Below are 5,461 nucleotides of genomic sequence, written 5' to 3'. Positions count from 1 at the left end.
CTCAACCTGTGCGTCCTGCTAACACCGTCTGGTGCTTGGCACGCATCCCCTGCGGGGATCGGACCAGAGTAAGCGCTGAAGCGCTAACTCTGGTCGAGACACACTTGTTATAGGATCAAGCCTTACGGGCAATTAGTATCAGTTAGCTTAACGCATTACTGCGCTTCCACACCTGACCTATCAACGTCCTGGTCTTGAACGACCCTTCAAGGGGCTCGAAGCCCCGGGGATATCTCATCTTAAGGCGAGTTTCCCGCTTAGATGCTTTCAGCGGTTATCTCTTCCGAACATAGCTACCCGGCGATGCCACTGGCGTGACAACCGGTACACCAGAGGTTCGTCCACTCCGGTCCTCTCGTACTAGGAGCAGCCCCCTTCAAATATCCAACGCCCACGGCAGATAGGGACCAAACTGTCTCACGACGTTTTAAACCCAGCTCACGTACCTCTTTAAATGGCGAACAGCCATACCCTTGGGACCGGCTACAGCCCCAGGATGAGATGAGCCGACATCGAGGTGCCAAACACCGCCGTCGATATGAACTCTTGGGCGGTATCAGCCTGTTATCCCCAGAGTACCTTTTATCCGTTGAGCGATGGCCCTTCCATACAGAACCACCGGATCACTATGACCTGCTTTCGCACCTGCTCGACTTGTCGGTCTCGCAGTTAAGCACGCTTATGCCATTGCACTATCAGCACGATTTCCGACCGTACCTAGCGTACCTTCGTACTCCTCCGTTACACTTTGGGAGGAGACCGCCCCAGTCAAACTGCCTACCATGCACTGTCCCCGACCCGGATCACGGGCCAAGGTTAGAACCTCAAACAAACCAGGGTGGTATTTCAAGGACGGCTCCACGCAGACTGGCGTCCACGCTTCATAGCCTCCCACCTATCCTACACAGATCGGTTCAAAGTCCAATGCAAAGCTACAGTAAAGGTTCATGGGGTCTTTCCGTCTAGCCGCGGGGAGATTGCATCATCACAAACACTTCAACTTCGCTGAGTCTCGGGAGGAGACAGTGTGGCCATCGTTACGCCATTCGTGCAGGTCGGAACTTACCCGACAAGGAATTTCGCTACCTTAGGACCGTTATAGTTACGGCCGCCGTTTACCGGGACTTCAATCAAGAGCTTGCACCCCATCATTTAATCTTCCGGCACCGGGCAGGCGTCACACCCTATACGTCCACTTTCGTGTTTGCAGAGTGCTGTGTTTTTATTAAACAGTCGCAGCCACCAGTTTATTGCAACCCCTTCACCCTTCTGGCGCAGGCCAGTCAAGCTACAGGGGCGTACCTTATCCCGAAGTTACGGTACCAATTTGCCGAGTTCCTTCTCCCGAGTTCTCTCAAGCGCCTTAGAATACTCATCTCGCCCACCTGTGTCGGTTTGCGGTACGGTCTTGTTAAACTGAAGCTTAGAGGCTTTTCTTGGAACCACTTCCAGTTGCTTCTTCACCGAAGTGAATGGCCTCGCACCCTTGAATTCCGCGCCCGGATTTGCCTGAGCGCCTTCTCCAATGCAAGGACCGGGACTTCCAACACCCGGACAACCTTCCGCGATCCGTCCCCCCATCGCATTTAACAATGGTGCAGGAATATTAACCTGCTTCCCATCAGCTACGCATTTCTGCCTCGCCTTAGGGGCCGACTCACCCTACGCCGATGAACGTTGCGTAGGAAACCTTGGGCTTACGGCGAGGGGGCCTTTCACCCCCTTTATCGCTACTCATGTCAGCATTCGCACTTCCGATACCTCCAGCGCACTTTTCAATGCACCTTCGCAGGCTTACGGAACGCTCTCCTACCATGCATATAAATATGCATCCGCAGCTTCGGTATATTGCTTAGCCCCGTTACATCTTCCGCGCAGGACGACTCGATCAGTGAGCTATTACGCTTTCTTTAAAGGATGGCTGCTTCTAAGCCAACCTCCTGACTGTTTTAGCCTTCCCACTTCGTTTCCCACTTAGCAATATTTGGGGACCTTAGCTGGCGGTCTGGGTTGTTTCCCTCTTGACACCGGACGTTAGCACCCGATGTCTGTCTCCCGTGATTGCACTCTTCGGTATTCGGAGTTTGCTATGGCGAAGTAATCCGCAATGGACCCTTCAACCATGACAGTGCTCTACCCCCGAAGGTGATACACGAGGCACTACCTAAATAGTTTTCGGAGAGAACCAGCTATTTCCAGGTTTGTTTAGCCTTTCACCCCTATCCACAGCTCATCCCCTAACTTTTCAACGTTAGTGGGTTCGGACCTCCAGTACGTGTTACCGCACCTTCATCCTGGCCATGGATAGATCACCTGGTTTCGGGTCTACACCCAGCGACTGAACGCCCTGTTCGGACTCGCTTTCGCTACGCCTGCCCTAATCGGTTAAGCTTGCCACTGAATGTAAGTCGCTGACCCATTATACAAAAGGTACGCCGTCACCCCTTCGCAGAGGCTCCGACTGTTTGTATGCATGCGGTTTCAGGATCTATTTCACTCCCCTCCCGGGGTTCTTTTCGCCTTTCCCTCACGGTACTGGTTCACTATCGGTCGATCACGAGTATTTAGCCTTGGAGGATGGTCCCCCCATCTTCAGACAGGATTTCACGTGTCCCGCCCTACTTGTCGTACACCTAGTTCTTCCAAACTGTTTTCGCCTACAGGGCTATCACCTGCTATGGCTGCACTTTCCAGAGCATTCGGCTAACAGTAAAGATAAAGAGTACAGGCTGGTCCCATTTCGCTCGCCACTACTCTGGGAATCTCGGTTGATTTCTTTTCCTGCGGTTACTTAGATGTTTCAGTTCACCGCGTTCGCTTCACATGGCCTATGTATTCAGCCATGGATGACCCATACGGGCCGGGTTTCCCCATTCGGACATCTTCGGATCAAAGCTCGTTTGCCAGCTCCCCGAAGCATTTCGCAGGCTACCGCGTCCTTCATCGCCTGTGATCGCCAAGGCATCCACCACATGCACTTGTTCGCTTGACCCTATAACGAGTGTGTCTCAGCATGGTTCCGCAGAATCACGCCTGAACAGTCGCTACAGGTTGAGTATTCGTGTTGCGCCGTATTCCAAAGCAATCTTTCGATCACCTTTAAAATACATTGATACAATCACAACCCTGATTCACCTACTCGGACACCCATCTCTAAGTGCCTTTCGTGAATCTCTTTACTACTTCTTCCTGATTGTTAAAGAACGACAGCCGATAGCGCGGTTGCTATAACCACGTATCACTCTGACTGGCTCAATCGCCAATGCCCGTGTCACTGCACCGCAGACATCTCGCAATGTCCGCCGCAGTAAAACCGGCATTGAGGATTGGTGGAGGATGACGGGATCGAACCGACGACCCCCTGCTTGCAAAGCAGGTGCTCTCCCAGCTGAGCTAATCCCCCAGTCATGCAACTTCCCCAGGGGTTTTAGTCAGTTCGCGCCGCCACCGCAGAAACAGTGGTGGGTCTGGATGGATTCGAACCATCGACCCCCGCCTTATCAAGACGGTGCTCTAACCGACTGAGCTACAGACCCCTGAGTCTGTCTTTTTCACAGCCGATAAGCGTGAGCGCTCAACGTTGAACACGTTCAGCTCGAGAAAGGAGGTGATCCAGCCGCACCTTCCGATACGGCTACCTTGTTACGACTTCACCCCAGTCATGAATCCTACCGTGGTGACCGTCCTCCTTGCGGTTAGACTAGCCACTTCTGGTAAAACCCACTCCCATGGTGTGACGGGCGGTGTGTACAAGACCCGGGAACGTATTCACCGCGGCATGCTGATCCGCGATTACTAGCGATTCCAGCTTCACGCAGTCGAGTTGCAGACTGCGATCCGGACTACGATCGGTTTTCTGGGATTAGCTCCCCCTCACGGGTTGGCAGCCCTCTGTTCCGACCATTGTATGACGTGTGAAGCCCTACCCATAAGGGCCATGAGGACTTGACGTCATCCCCACCTTCCTCCGGTTTGTCACCGGCAGTCTCCCTAGAGTGCTCTTGCGTAGCAACTAGGGACAAGGGTTGCGCTCGTTGCGGGACTTAACCCAACATCTCACGACACGAGCTGACGACAGCCATGCAGCACCTGTGCGACGGTTCTCTTTCGAGCACCCCGGCCTTTCAGCCAGGTTCCGTCCATGTCAAGGGTAGGTAAGGTTTTTCGCGTTGCATCGAATTAATCCACATCATCCACCGCTTGTGCGGGTCCCCGTCAATTCCTTTGAGTTTTAATCTTGCGACCGTACTCCCCAGGCGGTCAACTTCACGCGTTAGCTACGTTACTAAGGAAATGAATCCCCAACAACTAGTTGACATCGTTTAGGGCGTGGACTACCAGGGTATCTAATCCTGTTTGCTCCCCACGCTTTCGTGCATGAGCGTCAGTATTGGCCCAGGGGGCTGCCTTCGCCATCGGTATTCCTCCACATCTCTACGCATTTCACTGCTACACGTGGAATTCTACCCCCCTCTGCCATACTCTAGCCCGCCAGTCACAAATGCAGTTCCCAGGTTAAGCCCGGGGATTTCACATCTGTCTTAACGAACCGCCTGCGCACGCTTTACGCCCAGTAATTCCGATTAACGCTCGCACCCTACGTATTACCGCGGCTGCTGGCACGTAGTTAGCCGGTGCTTATTCTTCCGGTACCGTCATCCCCCCGGGGTATTAACCCAGAGGTTTTCTTTCCGGACAAAAGTGCTTTACAACCCGAAGGCCTTCTTCACACACGCGGCATTGCTGGATCAGGCTTGCGCCCATTGTCCAAAATTCCCCACTGCTGCCTCCCGTAGGAGTCTGGGCCGTGTCTCAGTCCCAGTGTGGCTGGTCGTCCTCTCAGACCAGCTACAGATCGTCGCCTTGGTAGGCCTTTACCCCACCAACTAGCTAATCTGCCATCGGCCGCCCCTTGAGCGCGAGGTCCCGAAAGATCCCCCGCTTTCCTCCATAGAGCGTATGCGGTATTAATCCGGCTTTCGCCGGGCTATCCCCCACTCCAGGACACGTTCCGATGTATTACTCACCCGTTCGCCACTCGCCACCAGGATTGCTCCCGTGCTGCCGTTCGACTTGCATGTGTAAGGCATGCCGCCAGCGTTCAATCTGAGCCAGGATCAAACTCTTCAGTTCAATGCCTGTTACTGTTTTCGGTTGTGTTACCAACCGGTCGCTCACTCAACGTACTGACGAATGATTAACCTGCCGAAGCTTGACGCCCCGGCAGGCAAACCTTCCTTTCATTACTGTGTGAGACTTGATACTTTCGCCTGGCCGGCAGATCCCGAAAGATCCACCGCGCGTCGCCATCAAGCGCCCACACTTATCGGCTGTTAATTTTTAAAGATCGATTGCGCATTCACCACCGAAACCGCACCGCGCTGCGTCACTTCGCAACCACTCCGGCACCGCTTCGTTCTGCGTCGCTGCATCAGCAGCAGAGAAACGAGATTATGAAGAA

The 5,461-nt window shown here is 53.7% G+C and carries 2 tRNA genes and 2 rRNA genes; all 4 read right to left on the bottom strand.

The features are described from left to right. Window positions 1–111: 111 nt before the first annotated feature. Window positions 112–2,992: ribosomal RNA gene (locus P3T21_RS38050) — 23S ribosomal RNA — on the bottom strand. A gap of 335 nt (window positions 2,993–3,327) precedes the next feature. Next, window positions 3,328–3,403 (bottom strand) — tRNA-Ala (locus P3T21_RS38045). A 56-nt stretch (window positions 3,404–3,459) separates the two neighbouring features. Then, window positions 3,460–3,536, bottom strand: a tRNA-Ile gene (locus tag P3T21_RS38040). Window positions 3,537–3,600: 64 nt separating this feature from the next. After that, window positions 3,601–5,133 (bottom strand): 16S ribosomal RNA (locus P3T21_RS38035). Together the 16S and 23S rRNA genes with 2 tRNA genes alongside form the textbook arrangement of a ribosomal RNA operon. Window positions 5,134–5,461: the final 328 nt, after the last annotated feature.

The organism is Paraburkholderia sp. GAS334 (genome assembly GCF_050436625.1).
Lineage (GTDB): Bacteria > Pseudomonadota > Gammaproteobacteria > Burkholderiales > Burkholderiaceae > Paraburkholderia.
The sequence above is the reverse complement of the archived record's forward strand: the minus strand, read 5'-3'. Positions and strand labels throughout refer to the sequence as shown.